At 48.2% G+C, this 20549-nt stretch carries 30 protein-coding genes; 6 read left to right on the forward strand and 24 right to left on the reverse strand.

The genetic code is table 11. From position 1 onward, the window contains the following. Positions 1–11 precede the first annotated feature (11 nt). The 5 genes from Q8P13_02455 to Q8P13_02475 all read right to left on the reverse strand — a co-directional run bounded on the left by Q8P13_02455 (position 12) and on the right by Q8P13_02475 (position 2989). Positions 12–689: a hypothetical protein gene (locus Q8P13_02455; GenBank protein MDP2671302.1), complete on the reverse strand. Its 678-nt coding sequence runs from the start codon at positions 687–689 to the stop codon at positions 12–14. A gap of 101 nt (positions 690–790) precedes the next feature. Continuing rightward, on the reverse strand, positions 791–1330 hold the full coding sequence (locus Q8P13_02460) for an NUDIX hydrolase (GenBank protein MDP2671303.1): 540 nt from the start codon (positions 1328–1330) through the stop codon (positions 791–793). A gap of 3 nt (positions 1331–1333) precedes the next feature. Continuing rightward, positions 1334–1729 (reverse strand): VOC family protein, encoded by a 396-nt coding sequence (locus Q8P13_02465; protein ID MDP2671304.1) that lies wholly within the window; start codon positions 1727–1729, stop codon positions 1334–1336. Continuing rightward, complete coding sequence (locus tag Q8P13_02470; protein MDP2671305.1) at positions 1722–2183, reverse strand: pyridoxamine 5'-phosphate oxidase family protein; 462 nt, start codon at positions 2181–2183, stop codon at positions 1722–1724. Before Q8P13_02470 ends, Q8P13_02465 begins: the two co-directional genes overlap by 8 nt. A 107-nt stretch (positions 2184–2290) precedes the next feature. Further along, positions 2291–2989 carry a hypothetical protein gene (locus Q8P13_02475; GenBank protein MDP2671306.1) on the reverse strand — a complete coding sequence of 233 codons (699 nt, stop codon included), beginning with the start codon at positions 2987–2989 and terminating at the stop codon, positions 2291–2293. A 79-nt stretch (positions 2990–3068) separates the two neighbouring features. On the opposite strand from Q8P13_02475, the gene raiA reads away from it, so the two are divergent. Beyond that, a complete protein-coding gene (raiA, locus tag Q8P13_02480) occupies positions 3069–3425 on the forward strand; it encodes a ribosome-associated translation inhibitor RaiA (protein ID MDP2671307.1) in 357 nt (118 codons plus the stop codon). Here raiA and Q8P13_02485 read toward each other — a convergent pair. After that, on the reverse strand, positions 3417–4022 hold the full coding sequence (locus tag Q8P13_02485; GenBank protein MDP2671308.1) for a histidine phosphatase family protein: 606 nt from the start codon (positions 4020–4022) through the stop codon (positions 3417–3419). The genes raiA and Q8P13_02485 overlap by 9 nt on opposite strands. Before the next feature lie 111 nt (positions 4023–4133). Continuing rightward, positions 4134–5303, reverse strand: a complete 1170-nt coding sequence (locus Q8P13_02490; protein ID MDP2671309.1) for a hypothetical protein — start codon at positions 5301–5303, stop codon at positions 4134–4136. Here Q8P13_02490 and Q8P13_02495 point away from each other — a divergent pair. Then, positions 5287–5451 carry a hypothetical protein gene (locus tag Q8P13_02495; protein ID MDP2671310.1) on the forward strand — a complete coding sequence of 55 codons (165 nt, stop codon included), beginning with the start codon at positions 5287–5289 and terminating at the stop codon, positions 5449–5451. The genes Q8P13_02490 and Q8P13_02495 overlap by 17 nt on opposite strands. Before the next feature lie 32 nt (positions 5452–5483). Here the strand turns inward: Q8P13_02495 and Q8P13_02500 are convergent, their stop codons facing one another. The 4 genes from Q8P13_02500 to Q8P13_02515 all read right to left on the reverse strand — a co-directional run bounded on the left by Q8P13_02500 (position 5484) and on the right by Q8P13_02515 (position 7446). Beyond that, complete coding sequence (locus Q8P13_02500; GenBank protein MDP2671311.1) at positions 5484–5624, reverse strand: hypothetical protein; 141 nt, start codon at positions 5622–5624, stop codon at positions 5484–5486. Further along, the gene (locus Q8P13_02505) at positions 5621–5983 is read right to left on the reverse strand and encodes a cupin domain-containing protein (protein MDP2671312.1); all 363 of its coding nucleotides are present in this window, start codon (positions 5981–5983) and stop codon (positions 5621–5623) included. The genes Q8P13_02500 and Q8P13_02505 overlap by 4 nt, the downstream gene beginning before the upstream one ends. A gap of 130 nt (positions 5984–6113) precedes the next feature. After that, the gene (locus Q8P13_02510; GenBank protein MDP2671313.1) at positions 6114–7067 is read right to left on the reverse strand and encodes a Gmad2 immunoglobulin-like domain-containing protein; all 954 of its coding nucleotides are present in this window, start codon (positions 7065–7067) and stop codon (positions 6114–6116) included. A 4-nt stretch (positions 7068–7071) separates the two neighbouring features. Further along, on the reverse strand, positions 7072–7446 hold the full coding sequence (locus tag Q8P13_02515; GenBank protein ID MDP2671314.1) for a hypothetical protein: 375 nt from the start codon (positions 7444–7446) through the stop codon (positions 7072–7074). On the opposite strand from Q8P13_02515, the gene Q8P13_02520 reads away from it, so the two are divergent. Further along, positions 7445–7567: a hypothetical protein gene (locus tag Q8P13_02520; GenBank protein ID MDP2671315.1), complete on the forward strand. Its 123-nt coding sequence runs from the start codon at positions 7445–7447 to the stop codon at positions 7565–7567. The two genes, Q8P13_02515 and Q8P13_02520, sit on opposite strands and share 2 nt — an antisense overlap. A gap of 275 nt (positions 7568–7842) precedes the next feature. Here Q8P13_02520 and Q8P13_02525 read toward each other — a convergent pair whose 3' ends face one another. From Q8P13_02525 to Q8P13_02560, 8 genes are all read right to left on the reverse strand, one after another. Beyond that, positions 7843–8232 carry a hypothetical protein gene (locus tag Q8P13_02525; protein ID MDP2671316.1) on the reverse strand — a complete coding sequence of 130 codons (390 nt, stop codon included), beginning with the start codon at positions 8230–8232 and terminating at the stop codon, positions 7843–7845. After that, a complete protein-coding gene (locus Q8P13_02530) occupies positions 8229–8870 on the reverse strand; it encodes a protein-L-isoaspartate(D-aspartate) O-methyltransferase (protein MDP2671317.1) in 642 nt (213 codons plus the stop codon). Before Q8P13_02530 ends, Q8P13_02525 begins: the two co-directional genes overlap by 4 nt. A 16-nt stretch (positions 8871–8886) precedes the next feature. Then, positions 8887–9684, reverse strand: a complete 798-nt coding sequence (locus tag Q8P13_02535; GenBank protein ID MDP2671318.1) for an ROK family protein — start codon at positions 9682–9684, stop codon at positions 8887–8889. Between the two features lie 20 nt (positions 9685–9704). After that, a complete protein-coding gene (locus Q8P13_02540; protein MDP2671319.1) occupies positions 9705–9992 on the reverse strand; it encodes a GIY-YIG nuclease family protein in 288 nt (95 codons plus the stop codon). Positions 9993–10043: 51 nt separating this feature from the next. After that, the gene (locus Q8P13_02545; protein ID MDP2671320.1) at positions 10044–10730 is read right to left on the reverse strand and encodes a DUF4352 domain-containing protein; all 687 of its coding nucleotides are present in this window, start codon (positions 10728–10730) and stop codon (positions 10044–10046) included. A gap of 55 nt (positions 10731–10785) precedes the next feature. Continuing rightward, positions 10786–11373 carry a hypothetical protein gene (locus tag Q8P13_02550; GenBank protein ID MDP2671321.1) on the reverse strand — a complete coding sequence of 196 codons (588 nt, stop codon included), beginning with the start codon at positions 11371–11373 and terminating at the stop codon, positions 10786–10788. Between the two features lie 293 nt (positions 11374–11666). After that, positions 11667–12848: a zinc ribbon domain-containing protein gene (locus Q8P13_02555; GenBank protein ID MDP2671322.1), complete on the reverse strand. Its 1182-nt coding sequence runs from the start codon at positions 12846–12848 to the stop codon at positions 11667–11669. A 124-nt stretch (positions 12849–12972) separates the two neighbouring features. Then, positions 12973–13224, reverse strand: a complete 252-nt coding sequence (locus tag Q8P13_02560) for a hypothetical protein (protein MDP2671323.1) — start codon at positions 13222–13224, stop codon at positions 12973–12975. Here Q8P13_02560 and Q8P13_02565 point away from each other — a divergent pair. Next, entirely contained in the window at positions 13212–13529 is a 318-nt protein-coding gene (locus Q8P13_02565) for a hypothetical protein (GenBank protein ID MDP2671324.1), read from the forward strand. The two genes, Q8P13_02560 and Q8P13_02565, sit on opposite strands and share 13 nt — an antisense overlap. A gap of 444 nt (positions 13530–13973) precedes the next feature. Here Q8P13_02565 and Q8P13_02570 read toward each other — a convergent pair whose 3' ends face one another. Next, on the reverse strand, positions 13974–14408 hold the full coding sequence (locus tag Q8P13_02570; protein MDP2671325.1) for a hypothetical protein: 435 nt from the start codon (positions 14406–14408) through the stop codon (positions 13974–13976). Between the two features lie 37 nt (positions 14409–14445). Further along, positions 14446–14988, reverse strand: coding sequence for a hypothetical protein (locus tag Q8P13_02575; protein ID MDP2671326.1), 543 nt, complete (start codon positions 14986–14988; stop codon positions 14446–14448). Between the two features lie 121 nt (positions 14989–15109). Here Q8P13_02575 and Q8P13_02580 point away from each other — a divergent pair, with 121 nt between their 5' ends. Together Q8P13_02580 and Q8P13_02585 are read left to right on the forward strand one after the other, a co-directional pair. Then, on the forward strand, positions 15110–15496 hold the full coding sequence (locus Q8P13_02580; protein MDP2671327.1) for a hypothetical protein: 387 nt from the start codon (positions 15110–15112) through the stop codon (positions 15494–15496). Positions 15497–15515: 19 nt separating this feature from the next. Continuing rightward, positions 15516–15863, forward strand: coding sequence for a hypothetical protein (locus tag Q8P13_02585; protein ID MDP2671328.1), 348 nt, complete (start codon positions 15516–15518; stop codon positions 15861–15863). A gap of 35 nt (positions 15864–15898) precedes the next feature. Here the strand turns inward: Q8P13_02585 and Q8P13_02590 are convergent, their stop codons facing one another. The 3 genes from Q8P13_02590 to Q8P13_02600 all read right to left on the reverse strand — a co-directional run bounded on the left by Q8P13_02590 (position 15899) and on the right by Q8P13_02600 (position 20343). Beyond that, positions 15899–16318 carry an HIT domain-containing protein gene (locus tag Q8P13_02590; protein MDP2671329.1) on the reverse strand — a complete coding sequence of 140 codons (420 nt, stop codon included), beginning with the start codon at positions 16316–16318 and terminating at the stop codon, positions 15899–15901. 462 nt (positions 16319–16780) lie between these two features. Further along, positions 16781–17131 (reverse strand): hypothetical protein, encoded by a 351-nt coding sequence (locus Q8P13_02595; protein ID MDP2671330.1) that lies wholly within the window; start codon positions 17129–17131, stop codon positions 16781–16783. Between the two features lie 191 nt (positions 17132–17322). Beyond that, positions 17323–20343, reverse strand: coding sequence for an oligonucleotide/oligosaccharide-binding fold domain-containing protein (locus Q8P13_02600; GenBank protein ID MDP2671331.1), 3021 nt, complete (start codon positions 20341–20343; stop codon positions 17323–17325). Between the last annotated feature and the right edge of the window lie 206 nt (positions 20344–20549).

Here is a 20549-nt window from a genome sequence, read left to right on the forward strand (position 1 = left end):
AAAGAGCACCCTCAGAGTGAGACGGTTCTTGGTCCACGACGGCGTAGTCTCCTGTTAGTTAGAAGATCCTCAGAGAGGGTTTCCACCGGGGAGGTGTCTGAGACAGTAAAGGCCCAGCCGCAGGAGAAACAATTCCAGATGTCTCTATCTTCCCGATCCTGGATAATTCTTCCCGCGCAGCGCTTGCAGTTCTTGGGCGGGGTAGGTCCGCGGTCGATGAAGACTGGGTCGCCAAAGTGTTGACTGACTATTTCAGCAACAGCAGCGACGACTGGTTTTCTACCTTTGGAAGTCTTGGTCTTGTCCTCGCGTCGACTTTTGGACTGCGGAATAAGGCCTTGGTTGCGAAGAGCACCTCCAATTCGCCGCTTGATGCGGGCGATTTTCTCTTCTTCTTCCATGGGGGTGCAAACCAGTAGCTGAATCTGCTCGACCATAGACCCATAACCGGTCGTTTTCGTTTGGGGATTCGGAACAATCGTTTCAAAGACACGGTCAATATAGCCCGAGATCTTTTTGACGACATCTTGGTTACCGTAACCATAGAGAGTTTCAGCAATAACCCGCTTACTCATTCCCAACCCGTGATACCAAGCAAAGCAGGTCATCTCGACTGCTCCCAAACCCCACGGGTTCTTCAGTTCCAAGAGCCGGACGTGCTCTTGAAGTTGGTAAGTTCTCGCAGACACGTCTCGCCTCCTTTCTCTTCGAGGTGGATCTTAACAGTTTTTTAGCTTTAAATCAAACCTGGAGATTCGTGTCACCACGACGGATGGTCCTGGTATCTTTCCTAAAGACCTTTTAGCCGAGCAACCTTGAGGATTGCAGTTACGGAAGCAGAATGAGTGATTTCTCCCCTGTCTACCATCTCTAAAACTTTTTCAAAGGGAAATTTCTCAATTTTGATCAAGTCTGTTTCTTCGTCGGTAGGTTCCCCTTCATCGAGACCTTCGGCGAGAAACATGTGATTGGGGGCATTCAGTAAAACAGTAAGTGGGTTGACGATGCCAAGAGTAGTCCAGCGTTTGGCTATAATTCCAGTCTCTTCTTGCAATTCTCTTTTGGCAGCGTTAAGGGCAGTTTCTCCTTTATCAATACCACCAGAAGGGAGCTCATAGCTGGAATCTCCAAGCGCATAATGAAACTCTTTAATCAAATAAACTTCATTTTCTTCTGTCAAAGCAACGATTGATGAGCCACTTCCCCCAGTGACAACCCCGAAAAGACCTTCTTTGCCGTTTGGCCGAATGATTTTATCCTCTCTTACTTCAATCCAAGGATTTTTGTAAACTATTTTTGTTGTCGTTACTTCAAAAGGCCCGCGTTTCATAAATTAATTTTGATAAAGTTCAACCAAGATTCCGTTACAATCTTTAAAGAAGATATATCTTCCACCAAAACCGGCATCGTCTGTTTCCATCACAAACTCAACTCCTTTACTCTTCAAATCTTTAACTACTTTATCTAAGTTTTCTACCTCAATACAAAGATGCTTAGTACCAACTGTGTGAAGATCTTCCATTAAAGTTTGCCTGTAGTTGGGTAAAGGTTTTGTGCTTTCCTCGAAGCTGAAAAGTTCAATCAGCACTTCTTTAAGTCGCAAGAGAATAATCTCCATACCTTGTTTTTTGTAGTGGTGCAGAGTTTGAAAACCCAATTTTTCATGGTACCAGCGGGATGATTCTTCGACATTATTTACGGTTAGTGCAATATGATGGGGCTTAAACATTATTTAAATTGAGTTCTTGTCTAGAGTTTTCCGGAAAGTTGACGACGTCAAAAAGGACAAACTGAGTTGGTTTGATTCGGTAAAATTTGTGGGGGCGATCCGGGTTGTTCATAAATTCTAGAATCTGCTCTTGAGTAAAAATTCGATCAGCGTAGACGGAGATTGCTTTGTCGATATCTTTTTGATCGGTGAGAAGTTTTGCTACACCTTGGAGCTGCAGTCCTCTAGCAGGATCAGCTGGGGTGTGTGGTAGAACGATAGCGGCCGCTACCTTGTTATTTTTAACAACTTCAGCAGAATGACGACGAGTGGTTGAGGAGAACCAATAAAGGTTTAGGTCTTCGTCAGCGGCAAACCAAACACTGCAAGCCCAGGGCTGCCCGTCAACAGAAGTTGCCAGCTGCATCAGTTTCGCTTCTTTCAAATACTCTTCGATCAATTTTCGCAGGTCCATCGGAAAGATTCTACCACTTTCAAAAAGAAGCTGACAATTGAGTTATTTCGTCATCCTCGCGTAGGTGAGGATCTAGATTCTCAGTCAAGCTGAGAATGACAGCCTTACTATTGAACTTGGGTGACGTCGTGAAGGATGATTTGACCAACTTGCAGATCGACTTGGCGGGCTGGAATCGGAGTGTTTTGCAGATCAAAGCCCACTTTGGCAAAGGCGGTGTAGATGACGTTGTTGGTCAGAAGCGGTGGTAGAGTTTGCTGACCAAAAGTAGTTTTAAGAATATCAAGCTTAAAGACACCACTATCTACATTTATAGTCCCTTTTACTTTGATCGGAGCTGAGGTTGAAGATAGGTTGCCGGTGAAGACAAAGTTGTTGGAATCAAGGGTGAGATGAGGGTTGATGATATCAGTTTTAGTTTTCTCAAAATTCTCAGTCAGTAAAGCGTTGATTTCAGCTTCAGTAAAAGTGATTTCCGGTATTGATTGGCCGGCAGCAAGAGAGGCAATTTGGTCAGCTTTTTTTTGCGCGCTCTTGAGAGAATCGGCATTCGTCTCGACTTTGGCCGGAGTTTTAAACATAAGATTGGTTAAGACTGGGACTCGTACTAGTCCAGTGGAAGCAATAAAGTAAATGGTCAGCAAACCGATGATCGAGCCAAGGATGAGATTGCCGAGTAGCCAACCGGCGAGCATGAGGCGCAAAGTACGAAAACGTGGGGTTTTGCCTTTCTCACTTTTCGTAGTTTCAGCACTGGTGGGATTTAAAATGATTGGCTCAAGAACTGTTTCGGCAGAGTTTTCCATTCTCGTCTTTAATCCTACCTTTCAAGGTCTCGGCCTGTCAACTGCTTGATAAAAGTTGCTAAATTGTTACTATATAATCATGCATGTTGCTGTTCGAGGTAAACATTTGGAAGAAAACGAAGCTTTGGAAAACCACGCTCTTGAAAAAGCAAAAAAGCTTTCTCGTTTCGCCAAAGACATCACTCGTCTGGAAATCGAGTTGATCAGTGAGCCGGCGCATCTAAAAAAAGAGGAGGACTATATTGTTGACGTCACTCTTCATGTCAGCGGGCATACCTTTCAGATCCGGGACTCAGAAAATGATATGTACAAGGCAATCGACAAAGCAATCGAGCGCATGATTGAAACTCTGCGGCGAAGAAAAGAAAAGGAAGTTTTGGAGCCTCGGCGCAAGCAGAGCCAAGAAAAAAGGAAACTTCCAGTTGATTTAGCTTAGTTCAATATAATCACTCTCAACTAAATTGCAAGCCTCGTCCAAAACAATTTTGGTGATTGAGCCGGTAGCTTTGTTGATCGCCTTTATTTCTTCAAGGGGCTGGTTTTTTAGTCTTAATTCAAGAGCACTGATCGGAAACTCGTGAGTAACACAGATAATTTGCCTGCCAGCATGCTTTTGGCAAATGCCGGCCGCGACTTGTTTCATCCGTTCGGAAATTTGAGTCAGGTTTTCCCCTTGTAAGCTCGCCAGGCTATCGTTCATGAAATGCTCGTGTTCTTCGTTTTTTAAAGCTTCGTCGTACTTCAGGCTCTGCCAACCGATCATATTGACTTCGATCAAATCGTAGTCGTGAATAATATTTACTTTGGGCAAACTTTCCGAGATGATGTTGGCGGTTTCGTAGGTACGCTCCAGGGGCGAGGTGTAAATGATTTCGATTGGTTTGTCTTTGAAATATTCACCGAGTTTTTTGGCTTGCTCCCTCCCCTCACTACTTAAATGAAAACCAGGCATACGGCCATAATAGATTCCATTGGGATTTTCAGCTTGCGCGTGACGAACGAAATAGATTGTGGTTTTTGGTGATTCGGGCATTGGCTAAATTGTCTCAGCAAAGTAAGCAAAAAGCAAGAAGACCAAAAACCGCGTGCAGTGCATCTTTCCTCAGTTGTTGCATCGATGCAGTGCACACGGCTATTGGACAGGTTAGTTGTTGTTCCTCCTCCTAAATTGCCTCATGAAAACATCTTCCGGCCGACCGATACGACGGCGAGGGCCCGGTTCTGGCAGAGGGTTGAGCATTTCACGTAGGCGTTTGTCGTTCCGTCGTGCTTCTGGTGAATCTTGTCCTGTCACCACGAAGTAAAAGACAGGGTGACCGTTTTCCGGTATCAACTGGGCCAGGGTTGACTCGAAATGCATCTCCCGAAAGGTGCGTAGCGCGTCCACCAGAAGACCCTTGCGATCCTGAGTTTTCAGGAACTCATAGCGGAGACCACCGCCAGTGATATCGCCATCTGCCTGGGCAAGCATCCGGAAGCGTCGACGCAGGGATCGGCGTGGCCCTCTCGGCATTTTGGGAAGCCGTTTCTTGATTCTGCGTTTGAACTCCTCGAGCCCAACACTCTCGACCAAGTCGTTTCTTATTCCCAGCAGAGCTCCGATTCTCTGGTCAATGATCTTGATTGTCTCCGGCCCTTCATAGAGACCCTCTAGGTTGACATCAAGTTGGTGAGGGTCGAAGTAGCCTGACATAGCGTACTCACCTAGAAAGACCAGAGCGGCTGGGCCACCTGCCACTTCAATGGCCTGGTGGAAAGGAAAACCGGCGTGTTTTTGCACTTCTGCCGATTCCAGTGCCCCAAGCCACTTTGAGTTCTGGGAAGCTCCGGTGAGAACGTTGTGGATCTCGAGATCAACATCGAAGACTGTCATCACCTTTCTCGCCTGGAGGTACAAGATAAAGTGAATAACCTCCTCTGGTGTTGGGCCTCCCTTCTGGACTTTGGGCTCAACCAAGTAGCCAAGTAGTCCAGGTCTGCCTCGTGGTTTGGCTCCAGAGCCTTTGATAAGGTGACAGAATGCCAAACCAACTCCAAGTTCGCTAGCCAGATCAATTTGTTCGTCAGCCAGAGCCATGACCGAGTTTGGAACCGGAACGGTGGATCCAATGACGATGACCGTACCGGCCCGTACTACTGGCAGAATATCAGCAATGATGTGCCAGGTTTCTGCCATTGGCATGACAAAGATCCAGATCAGATCCGCACCCGCAGCAGCTTCGCGATTGCTCAGAGAGCTGCTGTCAGCTGGATCCGACTTGAACAACGGTATCCCGAGCTCTTCATGCCAGGGATTGATGTCTGCTTTTGCCATGGAGCTTGAACTGCCGATGACAGCAACAGATTTGGGTATCCAGGTTGGAACCTTGAGTGCCAAGGATCTCCTCCTCTCTAGTGAGTTTCACACTCACAGTTTAAGCCATCCTTGGCTGATTGGCTCGTTGGCCGGAAGTTTACTCTAGATTCGATTGTCAGTCAAATAGGGAGAGGATAGTTAGGTATTGGGAAGAAGACGAATGCTCAAAAAAATTCCACCGAAGATTAAAATCAAAAGACCAAGGAAAATTAGGAGTCCCCAAAAAAGTGGATGGGCAAAGACATTGTCACTCCCAGAAGAGTGGTGTTCTGAGCTCATAGCCGTCCTTCTTCGCTCTTAAAATCCTTTTCTGGTCCGGAAGGAGAGAAAATCCAGAGTTGAGTAAAATTTTCAGTTGAGTTGTTCTCGTGACGATGGGTGGTACCAGCAGGTAAATGGATACAGTCCCCTTCTTCAAGTTGAAAACGCTCTTCATCGTTCACTACGACGGTGGTACGGCCTTCAATAATATAGAGAGTTTCATCTACTTCTCGGGTGTGGTTTTCAGTTTTTTGACCTGGTTGGAAAGTGATTGAGCCGATACTGAGAGACTCTACCTCATCGACAAAAATTGCCACTTCAGTTTCAGCAGGGCCAATCGCTTTTTTACCCTGACCGCGCTTAACTACTTTCACCATAACTTTATTATTAAAAACTTTAGCTGCGAAAGCAAGTTTGGTTTCTGAACCAACAAAATAATTAAATTGTTCGCTATATCGTGTTAAAACTAAAGGAAAAGGAATAATTAGTTTGTCTTAAAGAAGAAAACTACTTCCCTGTTTTGAAAATGACGGGAATAACGATTTTGTTTTGCTCCTTACCATCCTTGGCAGAGATTGTGAAAATTTCTATACTCCCCTGCTTTGTGCTTGGCTTTTTGTATTTGACAGTCTTGGAAAAATTCGACAGTTCCTGACCGACGGCGGTCTTGGTCGTGGTGCTGATGAGAATATTGCCGTCTTTATCTTTGATACGCAGGTTGATAACTGCCTCGAAGACCTCGCCTTGACCACGAATTGTGACTGGGTTGGCGATAGTGTCTCCTGTCCACGGTGTCTCGACGATGAACATGCCGCTGCTTGACCAAGGCGGATCAGAGGTTCCTTCCAGGAAACGAAGGTTGTCCAAGAGAGCTTGGAGAAAGGAAGAATCAGTCGCGAAGTTTTTGATTTCCGAAGTAAATTTAAAACTAAAATGTCTTTTGAACTTGGTTAGGCTCACTACTTCAGTGCGGAAGCCAGGTTTTTTCGGGGTATTGTAAACAGCCTTTTCTGCCTCAGTTCCAGCAACTTTTAGGCTTTGCGTTTTGACGATATCAAGATTGCTGCTGACTTGGACGAGTGCAGGAGGCGCGACTTCAATTGAAACTGCCGAGGCAGAAGCAGTTGCCTGCTTTGCGCTTTGCGTAGCGACAAAAACTGATTTGAGCTCTAGAGTCAAACTTGTTCCGTTTTGGGCTTTGGAGGTGTCTTTGATTTCCTCGACACTACGTAGACAGAGCTGGTAGCCTTGTTTTTTGTTTTGGTAAACTACCCCACCTTGGCAGTAAGGCGTTGCTGAGTCGGTTGCGGTTTTGGGTGATTTGTTTTCCGGCAAAACCCTTTTGTTTTGCACAACATCAATAGCCCAGGCGAGAGCACCGACCACCAAAAGCATGCCGAAAGCGATGATCACAATTTCACGTTTGCGCAGGCGGATATTTTGTTTTGGTGGCGTTTCCATTTGTTTAGACGACCCAACTTTCCAGTTTAAAGAAAATTTGAAAAAGACTGCTTAAAAGCAAAACTACCACTGGAATGAGGAGGTAATAAAAATAAAACGGATGTTCAAGAATCGGAGTTAGGAAAGGCACGACACTGAAGGCAAAGAGCAGAAAAGGCAGGACCAAAAGAATGATGGCAAACTGGACAGCCGCACGTAAGGTCGGGAAAGTGCGGTGAATGAAACTTTCAAAAACGAGCCATTGTAGTAGCGTCCGGCTGAAAAGAAAAACGAGAATAAAAGCCCCCAGATTGGGCTGATAGTTGGTACCAAACTGCAAAGCAGTGGCTGAGGCAAAGATAACTGTCAAACAGTCAATAAAAACAAAAATATATTTCATGGCAGTAGTAAATGTCATCCTGAACTTGGTTCAGGATCTAGAGATTCCGAAACGAGTCTTCGACCGTGAGCTCAGACCGAATCGGTTCGGAATGACACAAGGACGGGATGACAAGTATTAAGCAAGTCCCTTTTTATCTTAAACTAAGAAGTCCAAAACAAGCAAGAATTACAATCTTTCTGGAAACTTTGCTATCTTTCTGTTGCTTGTTTGTTGCAGGCTTTTGAAAAAAGGTGTAAAAAATTTCTCGCAGCTCATCTCTGCACCAAACCGCAAGGTTTGGAGGACAGAGTAAAATCTGGACGGCAAGGTGGGCTGCATCAAGAAAACGATCTGAAAGTTTCGTAATAGCAATATTATGAAAAAAGAAGGTCGTTTTCTTTTGTTTTCAATGACTCACTTCTGAATTTGTGGGATAGAACTTTGAGGAATTTTGCGGACTTTGACTTTTTTAAAGCCCAAAGAGCTTAGTTTAGCGAGTCGATGCAGACCATCAAGTAGGAGCCACCGATTTTTCCAAAACATGATATCAAGTGGGTGTGTTAAATCCGCTGTTTCAACTCTAGCGAGGTGTTCTTTGTGCTTCTCGGGATGAGCAAGAACCTCACTGGGTTTCAAATCATAAAACCCATTAGTTGAGCCCCAAAACGGTATTTCGAAGTGCCAAGAAAGTTCGCCTATATCCATTTCTTCTACTGGTATATTTAAGGTCCAGACTTTGCCTTCGTCCCAAGAAAAATCAAAGCCAACTTCTTTAATTATTTTTGGTAGTTGTTTTTCAGTCATGATTGCCAACCGTACTTGCCGAGAAGAGGGACAAAATAAACTAGACCATGGCTAGTTTTTTCCAATCCGCCCGCGGTTTTAACTACTTTGGTGAGTTCTTGCTCCTGCCTACTTCCGACAGGAATGACGAGTCGGCCACCAACTTTGAGTTGTTCGACGAGATTTTGCGGGATTGTTGGAGAAGCAGCAGTGACGATGATTGCTTCGTAAAGTGCCTCAGGATTGTAGCCCTCCGAGCCGTCACCGACAACTACCGTGACATTATCAATTCCTAGTTTCATCAAACGCAATTCGGCGCTCGCTGCTAGCTCTCGTTCATACTCAACAGTAAAAACCTGCCGAGCTAGTTGGGCGAGAATCGCAGCTTGGTAGCCGCTGCCGGTGCCAATTTCGAGGACTTTGTCGCTTGCCTTCAAATCCAGAAGATCCGTCATCAGAGCAACGAGGGAAGGTTGGGAGATAGTTTGTCCTTTGCCAATGCCCAGGGCTTGGTCAGAATAAGCAGCCTCTCGCAGCTCTGCGGGAACAAATTTGTCTCTGGGGAGGCGCGACATCGCGTCAAGGACCGGCTTACTTATCGGTAAGTGAAAAGAACCGACCATGTACTGTGCTTGTTTAACTTTGGGAAGAACTCTCATTTCTAAAAATAACTTTTTAAGAATCTTGACTAGCTAGTTCAACTGCGCCAACGAGGGTCGAATCGGCACCAAGAGCAGGGATGGCGATCAGAGGCAGCGGGTAAATTGTCAGAAAATCGCGGATTTTTTCTACCAAAGGCTCGAAGAAAGCCTCTTTGTTGGTGGTCAGTCCCCCGCCAATTATTACAACCTCCGGTGAGAAGTGAACGATTGAATTGGTAATGCCGCGGGCGAGTCGTTCCAAGACTTTGTCCCAGTCGGGAGTACCAACGATTTCGGCTGGGTCTTTGCCGTAAAGCTCTTTTAGGCCTGTACCAGAAGAAAGTTTTTCCAAATTTTTGTTAACACCGGTGACGATTTGCTGACCACCTTCAGGATTGTAGACTCCTTTGTAGATTTGGCCGCCCGCGACTAGACCAGTACCAATTCCGGTACTGACGGTGTAATAAAGGACTGGATCCTTCTCTTTTCCAGATCCGTAAAGCGATTCCGCCAAAGCTGCCAAAGAAGCGTCATGCTCAACTTTGACTTCAAGATCAAGTTCTTGGGAAAGAATTTCGCGCAAAGGTTGGTCGCGCCAAGTTGGGAGGTTCGGCAGGGCGCGTAGCAAACCAGTTTTGGTTTCGATCGGTCCAGGAATGGCCACCCCGACTTGAGCTTTTTGGTCCCCCGCCACTTCTCGAACACGACTGACAATTTCTCGTAGAGTTTCTTTAAATTCGAGAGTGGGAAAATCAAACTTCTTGTCAACTTTTCCAAGATTTCCAGTCGCTATACGAGTGTGAGTGCCACCGATGTCAATACCGATGTTCATAGTGCTGTCATCCTGAGTGACTAGCGAAGGATCTCTTCTGCTAAGTCATTCAAATTAGGGTTTTTAGCTTGAATTAAATTTATCTTTTTAATTCTTAGCCAGCCTTTAATCTTCTTTTCTGCTCTCAAAGCGTCCTCAACATTGTTAAATTCTTCAAAGAAGATCAGCTTAGTTAGATTGTACCTCTTTGTAAACCCCTCAATCAATTCGCCTTTATGCTCCAAAACTCTCCGCTCCAGGTTGTTTGTTACTCCTGTGTACAGGGAAGTATTAGTTTTGTTAGTTAAAATATAAACGTAATAACCCACTAGATTCTTCGCCTTTAGCTCAGAATGACACCCCTTTTTTACCAGGGGAGTTTATTTCACGGTAATTGGAAAGGTTTGCTCTTCGTAGAAAAAGGTGTAGTTTTTAGTGCTTTTCGGTAGAGACCCAAAAGCTATCTCACCACTGATAGTCTCGCCTGGTTGCACACCTTGGTCCGGAATTCGGGTGAACCCAGTCGGTTTGGTGGTGCAATCGGCGGCTCCACCTTCAGTACAGACGGTTGTCGGTGGGTCGTAAGGGTTGCCGTAGGTGTGGTTTTGGGCATCCTTAAGCTTCATGGCGAACTTTGAATAGTAAAGAGGTTGGTCGGTGTTGTTTTTGATGTCCAAAGACATGATTATCTCGAGAGTGTCATCATCAGCCAGGTTCATAGGATCATCCCATTCTTTGACACTGTTTATTGTGATTGTTAGACTGCCTATTTCCTGATTGGCACTAGCGGTTGCCTCACGCAAGGCTTTGTCGAGGAAAGCGACTTTGGCAGCTAGATCGGCGTTCTTTTTTTCAACTTTGTTCAGCTTGTCGAGCTGTGAAGTGAGAGAGTCAACTTTGCTGTTGAGGTCCTTTTTGTCTTGGCTCAAACCAGCGACAAGCCCCTGCTGCCAAAGATAAACTGCAATCGCAGCTATTAAAGCGAGAAAAATTGAAACAGCAGCGGTGATGAGAAGGGGTTTTTTGTTCTTGGGAGTTTTGGGCTGGCTCAGGTCAACTGTCTCCATGGGCAAAAACGATTATGCTTTATTAGCTAAGTCTTGTCAATGGAAGTTGAGAGTCTTATTCGGGTTGATCAACTTTAAGAGCTCGGTGCTCTTCTCGGATGTGATGACGATCTTGCCGCAGATCAGCAATCAGACCGCCGATGAGCTTGTCAGGATCAGTATCGTAAATGATAGAACACTGATGTTTGTGGGCGATTTCAGTCAGTTCTTTGATTTCGTCAGCCATGCCTCCAGTCTCTTCCAAAACAGCCAAGGGTTTACGGTCTTCAAAGGCAACGGTAAATTCGTTCAAAGTCCCCATCCGCCCGCCGATGGTGACGACCGCATCAGCCGAGCGCGTCAAAATCAAATTTCGTCCAGAGTAACCAAAACCAGTGTAAACAATGAGATCGAAATAATTGACCGGCAGGTGGTAGCGGTAAACGTGGTCTTGGTAAGTTGAAGCTGGTGAAAAGCCGATGCTAATACCCTTCGCTTCTTTGCAGCCAACGGCAGCGTAGTGCGGTAGGCCGGTAGTAGCACCGGTGATGAGGATACAATCTCGGGCAGCAATGGCACGGCCAAGTTCTTTAGCCTTTTCGGCGTTGTCGCGGTTTAGAGTTTCTCCGGCGGCAGCACCGGAAACGCAAATCTTGAATTTCATGGGCAGTACTTAAAATAACTTTACCACAATTTGGCTTTTTGGGAAAAACTAAAGTCGTAGCTGTCACTCTGAGCGTTGAGCGAAGAATCTCTTTCTCTACTTCTTTTGCTTGTCCAAAAAGAAGTAGACAAGAAAAAGACACCCTAGAGCTGCGTCAGCTGTTGCACTAAAAGCAAAAAGACTTCGGGACTTCCTCTGGAATTCTCTCACTTCGTTCGGTCAGTTCCAGTTTCCTCTTTGTCTTTTTGCTAGTTCAAAGACGCTGTCTTCGCTAAGGCAATTTAACTTAAACGTTATTTGATTCCGACCCAAGAAAGGAGAAAGAGGTTGTTGTTTTTTCTTTCAACCTCGAGTTTGTCGAGAGCGTCGTTTTGCTTACCGGCAAGAAACTCGAAGCCGGAAAGTGCTTCATTGCCTTTCCAAAAGCTGACTTGATCTGTTTGCAGACGCAAGGCTAAGGACTTTTCCTTTTCAAGCCAATTCTCAGCCGCTTGTGTCACCTTGCCTATTTTGTTCTTGTCCGAGCCAAAAGTAAGCTCTGTGAAGCTGTCAAGAAAATCGACTGCTCCGTTGACTTCCTCCAAAATATCCTGATGAAAACTCGCCATCGCCACTGGCAAATTAGCCTCATTGATCTTGTTTAAACTTTCCGCAATAGCCTTGGCTTTGGTTAGGTTGCTCTTTGCCTTTTCTTGGCTACTACCTTGCAAGGATTCAATGATCATAGAAGATAAATCAACATAGGAGTTGGCGTAGGTCAGGTAGTACTGGGCAGTTTTTTCCGCTTCATTCAAATAATCTTGGGTATCTTCGCGCACATTGTCCAGGCTATCAGCAACTGGAGCGAGACGCGCACTAGTTGAGTTTTCTTTGACCAAACTCGAGAATTTATTGACCGAGGTGAGACCATCCTCACTGACCCGTTTAGCCGCTTGGGACAGCTCCAAAAGATTGCGGTAGCCCTTCAAAGGATCCAAATCTGGGGTTGAAAAACCCTTAACATTTTTGTTTTTGGCACTAGCTGTAGCTTCGTTAACTGCTTTTTTCAAAGCTAGAAAACTTAGCTCAGCTTTTTCCCCTCCTCCCCCACCGTTGGCAGTAAGTTCGATAGTACTAACTGTGGTTGAACTTGAAGAGTTGGTTACGTAGCTATAGATTGCTTCGAGAGATTGGTTGACTTTAGCAGTCTTGTCACTGGTTTCGGCTAGAGCCTGCCGAGTAGTTTTGATGAAAGAAAGAGCGTTTACTCGAGGTAAAATAGCGAAGAAAGTTATCCCTGCGCCAAGAGCCAAAACAAAGGCACCTGAGGCAAGGAGAACTTTGTTGATTCCGAAGACTTTGCCGCGCCCAACCACGGTTGGAACGGTGCCCTCTCTCTGGTGAAAAAAACTGGAAGGGTGGTCCATGGGAGTGCCACAGACGTGACAGAAGTGATCAGTCGGGGCGATTTGAGTTCCACAATTGCGGCATTCCATAAGCTCATCTAATTTAGACTAAAGATTGGCTGCTTGTCAAAGATTAATTAAAGAGTTGGAGATTGGTTGGGAAGGAGTGTGCGAGGTCCTTCCCGGTTGTGTGTTGTTTTGGTTACCTTCGCACTTAGGTATCTGAATCGGCTTCATCGATCTCGCCGCCGCCTTCTAGGAGGTTAAGCAAGATGAGTTCCGGCAAGAAGAAACCGACCGTACTTCCTACTCCAAACCACAGCAAGATCTCATGTAAGGCAGGTAGCTGTCGGGGCTGGGCTGGATTGATCCAATGCGCTCTTACCAGAGCTGCGGCCAAACCCGGACCAGTGATTGCAGCTCCGCCCAAATGGAGACCCAGAATCACACGGAATGGTTTTTTCAAAGTCGTCCCTCCTAACCTTTTCTTGGCTGGCTTTAGCGGTTGATTGGAACGAAGAGGAAAAAAAGGCCCAAAGCCAAAATTACCCCTCCGATGGCGGTGAAGCCGAAAGCAAAACCGCTTTCCTGCCCAGAGCTGATACTAAGGTAGATGACGACGCTTCCGACTACCGCAGCTACCAAACAGGTGAGACTGAAGAGATTCCTCCGGTTCAGGTCACTCTGTCGGGTTCGACCAAGATTGCGATCCATGCACTTGCTCCCCTTCTGAAAGTGAAATCCCTTTCCGATATGAAAATTATACTCTAGGGAAGCAAGGTTTATTTGTGAATTATGTGTGAAAAACAAAATGTCCACCCGACGGGTGGACAAAGGTTATCAGGAGTGTTGGGCAGGTGTTGGACGGGCCCTCTACTCCTTTGTCCTACTTGTTAACACTTTTCCGAATGGTGTCCACGATCGAAAAGGTTGCATAGAGAATCGTTAAGAGGAAAAAGGATGCTCCTGCAAGAACGATCACCGAGTAACCGGGGTTGTCGAGGACGATAGCTGCGGAAGTAACAAGAAACCCATATGAAACAAGGGCGCTTCCTAGTACTATGTCGGCGACCGGAGACTCTTTTCTGGACCCTGAGGTCCTACTTTTCTGAATCACGATCTTTCTCCTTGAGGTAGTAGCAGAAAAAGAGGTGCGTGCTCTTTTCCTGCCTTGGGTTGTTGGAACCTATCAGACGACGCACTAGATTTTCGATCTCACTCCTTCCGGGCTGCGGTCTTCTTGGCGGCGGGCTTGGTTTTGACCGTCATCGAGCTGAAGCTCTTGGGCCGTCCACGTCTCTGTACTGCTTTGGTCAGGTAGCCTTCAGCCGACTGACGGACGAAGCGGCGCACCGCGGTCGAGAAGGTAAAGTGGACTCCACAGCTTGGGCAGATGAAAACGAAGCTCCAACGCGACCTTCTGAAGGTGCCGTTCAGGTCTTCGAATAGCGCATTAAGCTCCTTGGCGCGGAGATCGCTGACCTTGAGACTTTTCTCCTCGTGACCTAGCCGCAGATAGCTAGCTATATCGTAGCGGATTTTGTCCCAGCCACGGCAACCTTCGGCTTGGCGTGGACAGCTGATACGGCCGTCCATCAGAAGACCTGCCTCATCGTACTTTGCGTGTAGGGTCAGAATAAACTCAAGCATGATTCTCCTTCTTCCTCCACCGATCAGGTGGGCTGAGTCAGTCGTTGCCTGACGGTGTTGTGCTCAAGGATCGCTCAAGCGTACGGATCTCATGGCGTTGCGCCAGTATTGTTCGGCCGACTCGGTACAAGGACCGATTTCCTTGCTCGTGGATCTCATCGAGGCGGACTTTGACAAGCCCGTTTGGAGACAGTTCCCGGATCGTGGCACGTGCAACCAGGTGATACTCACCAGTGCCTCCGACAAACTTGATTCGGTCTCCAACCTTCATGGAAAAGCTCAACCGAGCTTGTTCAAGAACGTACTCCTTTAGCCCTTCAAGTTGTGTTGGTTGTCTCAGTCCCCTTGAGACGACACAATAAATGAGAGCGAAGGGTGTTAGTGCCGCTGCCATTGAACTACCAAAGAAGATGGTGGGTATGGCTAGAGGCGTAGGTATGGCCGGACCATGCTTGTCAGGCCTCATTAGCTCCCCTACCTTTTCTGGGCGAAAGATAAGGAGGTGGATAGTCAGGCCCATACCTCCCAGAGCTGACAGAGCGAGATAGACTTTTGCTGCTCGGGCCAAAAGCCTTTTCAAGAGATCACCTCCATAGTTTCTTCCGATGATACTACTCCCGTTTCAGTTAGGAGTATTATACGTCGAGCTAGCAAACAAGAGTTATAATGAGAGCAACGAAGAGTGAGAAAGGAAGAAAGCAGTGAACGTGTGGATTGTGACCCAGGGACGAGGTGCAAGACGGTTCATCGAAAGATTGGCTGCTGATGAAAGCATTCACGTCAATCCAGCGATGGAAAGAAAGGGCTTGGAGACGATTCTCAAAGACCCAAAGCTCTGTGCTGAGATGGACGCGCTCATCATTCATGGCGATGTGCTTGTGAGGGCAACTTGGGTTGATCCAGAACTGATCGGTCAGTTGAAACTCCTCTCTTTTTGGAAAGAGAAGGTCGAGGTGATCCTCTTTTTCACCAACAAACGTACTGAGTCAAGTCTGCGCCGTTTCGCGTCAGGCTTTCGTTTTGTTGCCCATCCGGCTGATCCAGGTGATCTCTACGAGCAAGTGAAAGCACTCGCGGTGCGGAGCTGAAAGAAGGAGAAGAAGAACCATGGTCAAGACCGCGACGAAAAAGCCTGTTGGGAAGAAAGCCCGCAAGGCAGTCTCTCGGGTAGCGGGAAGAAAGATCCGTGTCCAGCGCAAGCCGAAGGTCTACCTGAACGTAGGCATTGAGGTTTTCTCCGAGGAAGACGGGAGCTTGGTGAGAGCGGCTCTTCCAAAACCAGTTCCCGAGGTTTTAGCTGCAGGCAAGATTCTTCGTAGAGCCAAACAATATGCAAAGAAGCTCTGCAAGGAAAGAGGACGCACCTTCGCTAAGGTAGGCATCAGGTACATCACGCCAGTGTCCAGTCCTTCAGGAATTGTGCGCAGTCCTCGTTCCCACAAGGGTGGTCCCTGATCACCCTTCCCCCTCCCTTTAATTTAAGTACGGGTTTAGTCGTTGAGGATTTTAAAAAGCCTTTCCCTTTCTTCTTTCGGTAGATCTAAATAGAGGGGTGTGCGGTGCTTGTCGATTTTCTCATAAATCTCATCTCCGAGTTCTCTGGGAATGATATGAAAGTGAAGGTGGTTGACGTGGATGCGGCTTTCGGCCATGTAAGGTTTAAAATTTTGACGTATCTCAGTCCCACTTGCCAATTTATCAAGAATTCTCTCTTGAAAGAGAGACAAAAAGTCTAGAATCTCACTTTTCTCTTTTTCCGAAAGTTCAATGAGTTTTTCAATGTGTCTCTTGGGGATGACCAGGAGGTGTCCGGGAGCGACGCGGGGGTTGCTGAAAATCACGTAGGAGAATTCCCCTTCTTTCAAAGTCCGGCTTTGGGTTTCTGGACTACAAAAAGGACAAATAATCATTTGGGTAAATAATAACGGAACTGGAGGTAAATGTCATTCTGAGCGCTTAGCGAAGAATCTAAAAGAGATCTTTCACGGAGCCTGCACTTGAGACTCTTCACTTCGTTCAGAGTGACAGAGTCGAAGTGTTCAGGATGACAACTTGGGTTTCTAGGTAATAAAAGAAGGTGAGGGTGAGGTTGCCGCCTTGAGAAATGATTCTTGGTGGCAACCCCAGTTTGTCTCTCCGCTCCTGATACCAGCTAAGTTCAGGTTACCTCGAAAGGTGCCCGACTGCGGTTAACTCCGCGATGACAGGAACGGAGGAGACGGCGGGTGGTTGTGGCAGCGTGTCAGTGCAGAACCTTGCGGTCACTTTTGCTCATAGGTAGGGTCACCGTGAGGCGTCTGCGAACACAACCACCCTAAGACGAACGGAAGGATCCCTCTCCCGCTATCCTCCTTGCGATCCACTTCTCCTTCTCAGCACTTGGGCCGACTGCGTTTACCGGCCTTACTGAAACGCTTGAGCGTCCCGATCACCGGATCTTCGGCTTCTTCCGTGTTGAAGATGATGCGGCACTTCCTGCAGTAGGTGTCGGATACATTGAACGGGTCGCTAAACATCCGTAGACCTGCCAGTAAGTCGCTGACTGCCTGCGGTAGAGAAAAGACTCGGACGTGAATTGCCAAGTCGTGTTTCCCTCTATCGACTGGACAGGGCCAGTCCGGAAGTTTGGCCATCCGTTGTTGAAGAGCCTTGCCGACTTCTCCGGTCGGGGTGATGTTTGTATCCCCACCCATTCCCCGGTTCAGCTTGGTTGCTAAAACCATGATCCTTCCTCTCCTTCTAACTACCGTTGATTAAAAAGATTATACTGCGAGATCGCAAACAATGTGGATATTTAAAAAAGCTTAAATTTTGCCATGAAAAAGCCCGATGATCAGTGGTTGCTCACGTTGCAACTTGATCGATCGGGCTCCGCGCTTTTGGAATGAGGTGCGCGTTTTCCTCTTTTGTCTCTCTATTTGGCCGAGGTCACCTGTAGGTGATCTGGTTCTTCCATGACTTCGAGTAGGATGGCGACTTTCCGGTGAGGTCGATCAGAGATCGTGTACTCTTGCGAGACACAACCCCAATAATCGGAAACTCCGTCCGGAATTGCCAGGAAGTTGTCCGTATCGAAGTGGTAGGTCGCACTGTCTCTTTGGAAGGCAAGAGGGTTGCCCTTCAAGTCGAGCTTGAAGCACCAGAGGCCGAACTCGTGGTAGGAGCGGTACTCTTCCTCGAGGCGGGTTTTGTTGGCTAGATAGGTCTCCCACTCCTTCTCCGCTGCTTCTTGCACTCGGCGCTCGGCTAGGGCTTCTTCGCTTGCTCGCCGGGCCTTTTCTCTCGCTTCGTCTTCCCGTCGAGCTTCTTCAGTACGGCGTGTGGCCCTACGCTCTTTGAGGTGAGCATAGTTCTGGAGCTTGCCCTCGATCGCCTCGAGACTTTCAAAGATCTCCTTCTCAAAGAAAGTCTCGTTCAGCTGAATCTCGAGGTGAATAAGTTGGGAGCGGGTGCGCGTTATTTCCGTTTGGGAAGCGTTCCAGCTTTCCCAGTCAGTACGCAGTTCCCTCTCAATCTCGAGGTGTTCGTCCTTGAGTTCTCGGATCCGCTGTCGAAGCTTTTCGACGATAGGGACAGCTTTCTCTGCTCGGCTCGGATCCCACAGAGGAGATCTTGGGTCGAGACAGATGCTGCCCCAACGTGTTAAAGCTTGCTCCCCGACGAAGTCGGAGACTCGCAGAAAGAGCTCTTTGTCCTCGGTTTCTGCCACACTGGTTGCTTCTCCGAGAGCTTCAAGATAGAAAGTCTCGAGTCGGGTGGGGAGGGGAGTCGAAATTACTCCTCCACTACGGCGGTTGATCAGCTCCAGCTCCCTGAGAATGATACGGTTGTGCTCTTGACAAGGGTGGAGGTTTTGGTAACCGGCCAGATCGCGAGCAAAGCGTGCGACCACCTCTGGTCCTTGCGCTCGAGCTTCGCGACTCGTGATCGCCGTGCCGCGGAAATAGAGACTTTCCGTCACCACGTAGGCCTGATGCTGAGCCGACCAGTAAGGGTCGCCCTCAGACTTAGCGCGAATCATGTGCGGAGCGATCTCAACAATCCAGTCCGGCTTGATCGCTGTGTTGTTGCGGGCGTAGGTCTTTGCTCCCCGCTTGCCGATGGACTCAACCACATTTTCGCAAACCAGAAGGTTTGGTCCGAAGTGGAAGAGGACGCTGCCGGGGTGAATGAAGACACTGCCACGCTTGGCCATGCGGTAAGCGTAGTTCCAGTCTGCCTTGGCGATGTTCTGGATCAGTCCAGCGGCGATCGCCTTGCAGATTTTGTCGGCAACTGCCCTTTCTTCGTCAGTGCGGTCGCGGTTTTCGAGAAAACCGAGGCGGCTGAATTGGATTGGGCTGCGGTCGATGACCTCCAGCAACTGGTCACGGATGTTGATGATCTCGTCCAGTGATCGGCTGTTGAGGAAGTTTGCTTCCGCCACTTGCCGATTGCGCCCTTCCCGTTCGTACCAGTAGATGGCGTTGAGACGGGTGAGCAGATCGCTGCGCGGGTGAAGGAACTTTCTTTGGGACTCTTTCGCCTCGTACTTCTTATCGTCTTGGGGACGGAAGAAGATTTCTTTGGCGGAAAGGGCGGCGGCAATGGTGACGATTTCCTCGACACAACCGTAGTCCTCCGCTGCCAAAATCATGCGGCCGATACGCGGTTCCAAAGGAAGATCGAGCAGGCGCTCCCCGATTTCGGTAAGCGTCCTTTCCGAGGTGATCGCCTCGAAGTCGGTCAAAGCCTCCAGTGCGTGCTGGATGTTTTCCCAACTTGGGTTGTCGACGAACTCGAAATCCTCCGGCCGCGTGATTCTCAGACCGAGCATCCGCAAGACGACTCCAGAGAGATCCGTCCTTTGGATCTCTGGCTCGGTAAAGTCGGGTCGTTGGTAGTCAAATTCTTCCTCGCGAAAGAGTCGCCAACACACTCCCGGTTGCGTCCGTCCAGCTCGGCCAGCTCGTTGCGCCAGCCCAGCTTTGCTGTGCTTGCGCGGCTTGAGCGAGCCGATACCAGTGATTGGATCGAAGTTGGTCTGGTTGATCAGACCAGAATCGAGGACGTAGACGACGCCATCAATGGTGATTGAGGTTTCGGCCACGTTGGTCGCGACGATGACCTTGCGGACATTCGCCGGTTCCAAAATGCGCCGTTGTTCCTCCACTGACATCTCACCATGAGCTGGAAGACACACTAGCCCGGAAAGTTCCAATCGACCAATCAACTCGATGACTCGGTTGATCTGAGCCTTGCTCGTCATGAAGACGAGGATGTCCCCGGCTTTGCCCGAGCGGTGGATTTCCGCCACCTTGAGCGCGGCCAGGCCTTCGGGTAGAAACTCGTAGCCGAACTTGTCGCGGGCGTTGCTGCTGAAGCTTTGATCAATGTAATTGACCGAGACCTCATACATACGACCCTCGACGTTGAGAACGGGTGCCCTGTTGAAAAAGTCCGAAAACTTTTCCGCATCGATGGTCGCCGACATGACGACGACGCGCAGCTCTGGACGTACTACCAAGGCCCTTTTGACTAGGCCGAGACAGAAGTCGGTGTTGAGACTGCGCTCATGACATTCGTCCAGCACCAAGACGTTGTAGGCGCTGAAGTTTGGGTCGTTGCGGGCCTCTTGAAGAAGGATGCCGTCGGTCATGAATTTGACCAGGGTTCCCTCTGCGGTGCGGTCGTCGAAGCGAATCTTGTAGCCGACATCTTCACCGACTCGGGTTCCCAGCTGTCCGGCGACATATTCGGCTACTGAAGTAGCGGCCAGACGACGGGGTTGGGTGACTCCGATTTTGGTGAAGCCGTCCCCCACCAAGTAGAGTGGAGTTTGAGTGGTCTTACCGCTGCCGGTTTCGCCGACGATGATGACCACCTGATTGTTTTTCACCGCCTCGATGATCTTGTGGCGGTGAGCTGCAATGGGTAAATCAGTGCGTCCTAGCACGTGCACACCCTTTCTACACTGCTTTCTTCTAGGTTTCGTTTGTCAACACAAGCAGAGTCCCCTTTCGGGAAGACCCACCCTGCCTGGTCCAGATTTGGCTGGACTTGCGCGCCATTTTGTCGGCGAGCCATTCTTGTCGAGCAGGGTTGCTCGGTTGCCTCTCGATTCTTTTAGAAAGAGAGCAAAAAGGTTGGCGTTGCTAAGTC

This window comes from bacterium (assembly GCA_030704665.1).
Classification (GTDB): Bacteria; Patescibacteriota; Microgenomatia; order Woykebacterales; family RBG-16-39-9b; genus JAUYID01.

Bases quoted from the DNA above. Each gene is read 5' to 3' on its own strand.
- Q8P13_02520 (MDP2671315.1), top strand. From the start codon at position 7,445: ATGGCAGTAGTAAATGTCATCCTGAACTTGGTTCAGGATCTAGAGATT.
- Q8P13_02585 (MDP2671328.1), top strand. From the start codon at position 15,516: ATGGTCAAGACCGCGACGAAAAAGCCTGTTGGGAAGAAAGCCCGCAAG.
- Q8P13_02565 (MDP2671324.1), top strand. From the start codon at position 13,212: ATGGTTTTTTCAAAGTCGTCCCTCCTAACCTTTTCTTGGCTGGCTTTA.
- Q8P13_02570 (MDP2671325.1), bottom strand. From the start codon at position 14,408: ATGCTTGAGTTTATTCTGACCCTACACGCAAAGTACGATGAGGCAGGT.
- Q8P13_02485 (MDP2671308.1), bottom strand. From the start codon at position 4,022: ATGCCCGAATCACCAAAAACCACAATCTATTTCGTTCGTCACGCGCAA.
- Q8P13_02530 (MDP2671317.1), bottom strand. From the start codon at position 8,870: ATGAGAGTTCTTCCCAAAGTTAAACAAGCACAGTACATGGTCGGTTCT.
- Q8P13_02525 (MDP2671316.1), bottom strand. From the start codon at position 8,232: ATGACTGAAAAACAACTACCAAAAATAATTAAAGAAGTTGGCTTTGAT.
- Q8P13_02465 (MDP2671304.1), bottom strand. From the start codon at position 1,729: ATGTTTAAGCCCCATCATATTGCACTAACCGTAAATAATGTCGAAGAA.
- Q8P13_02595 (MDP2671330.1), bottom strand. From the start codon at position 17,131: ATGGTTTTAGCAACCAAGCTGAACCGGGGAATGGGTGGGGATACAAAC.
- Q8P13_02460 (MDP2671303.1), bottom strand. From the start codon at position 1,330: ATGAAACGCGGGCCTTTTGAAGTAACGACAACAAAAATAGTTTACAAA.
- Q8P13_02515 (MDP2671314.1), bottom strand. From the start codon at position 7,446: ATGAAATATATTTTTGTTTTTATTGACTGTTTGACAGTTATCTTTGCC.
- Q8P13_02550 (MDP2671321.1), bottom strand. From the start codon at position 11,373: ATGAAATTCAAGATTTGCGTTTCCGGTGCTGCCGCCGGAGAAACTCTA.
- Q8P13_02500 (MDP2671311.1), bottom strand. From the start codon at position 5,624: ATGAGCTCAGAACACCACTCTTCTGGGAGTGACAATGTCTTTGCCCAT.
- Q8P13_02475 (MDP2671306.1), bottom strand. From the start codon at position 2,989: ATGGAAAACTCTGCCGAAACAGTTCTTGAGCCAATCATTTTAAATCCC.
- Q8P13_02545 (MDP2671320.1), bottom strand. From the start codon at position 10,730: ATGGAGACAGTTGACCTGAGCCAGCCCAAAACTCCCAAGAACAAAAAA.
- Q8P13_02505 (MDP2671312.1), bottom strand. From the start codon at position 5,983: ATGGTGAAAGTAGTTAAGCGCGGTCAGGGTAAAAAAGCGATTGGCCCT.
- Q8P13_02510 (MDP2671313.1), bottom strand. From the start codon at position 7,067: ATGGAAACGCCACCAAAACAAAATATCCGCCTGCGCAAACGTGAAATT.
- Q8P13_02490 (MDP2671309.1), bottom strand. From the start codon at position 5,303: ATGGCAAAAGCAGACATCAATCCCTGGCATGAAGAGCTCGGGATACCG.
- raiA (MDP2671307.1), top strand. From the start codon at position 3,069: ATGCATGTTGCTGTTCGAGGTAAACATTTGGAAGAAAACGAAGCTTTG.
- Q8P13_02535 (MDP2671318.1), bottom strand. From the start codon at position 9,684: ATGAACATCGGTATTGACATCGGTGGCACTCACACTCGTATAGCGACT.
- Q8P13_02470 (MDP2671305.1), bottom strand. From the start codon at position 2,183: ATGGACCTGCGAAAATTGATCGAAGAGTATTTGAAAGAAGCGAAACTG.
- Q8P13_02590 (MDP2671329.1), bottom strand. From the start codon at position 16,318: ATGATTATTTGTCCTTTTTGTAGTCCAGAAACCCAAAGCCGGACTTTG.
- Q8P13_02555 (MDP2671322.1), bottom strand. From the start codon at position 12,848: ATGGAATGCCGCAATTGTGGAACTCAAATCGCCCCGACTGATCACTTC.
- Q8P13_02495 (MDP2671310.1), top strand. From the start codon at position 5,287: ATGTCTGCTTTTGCCATGGAGCTTGAACTGCCGATGACAGCAACAGAT.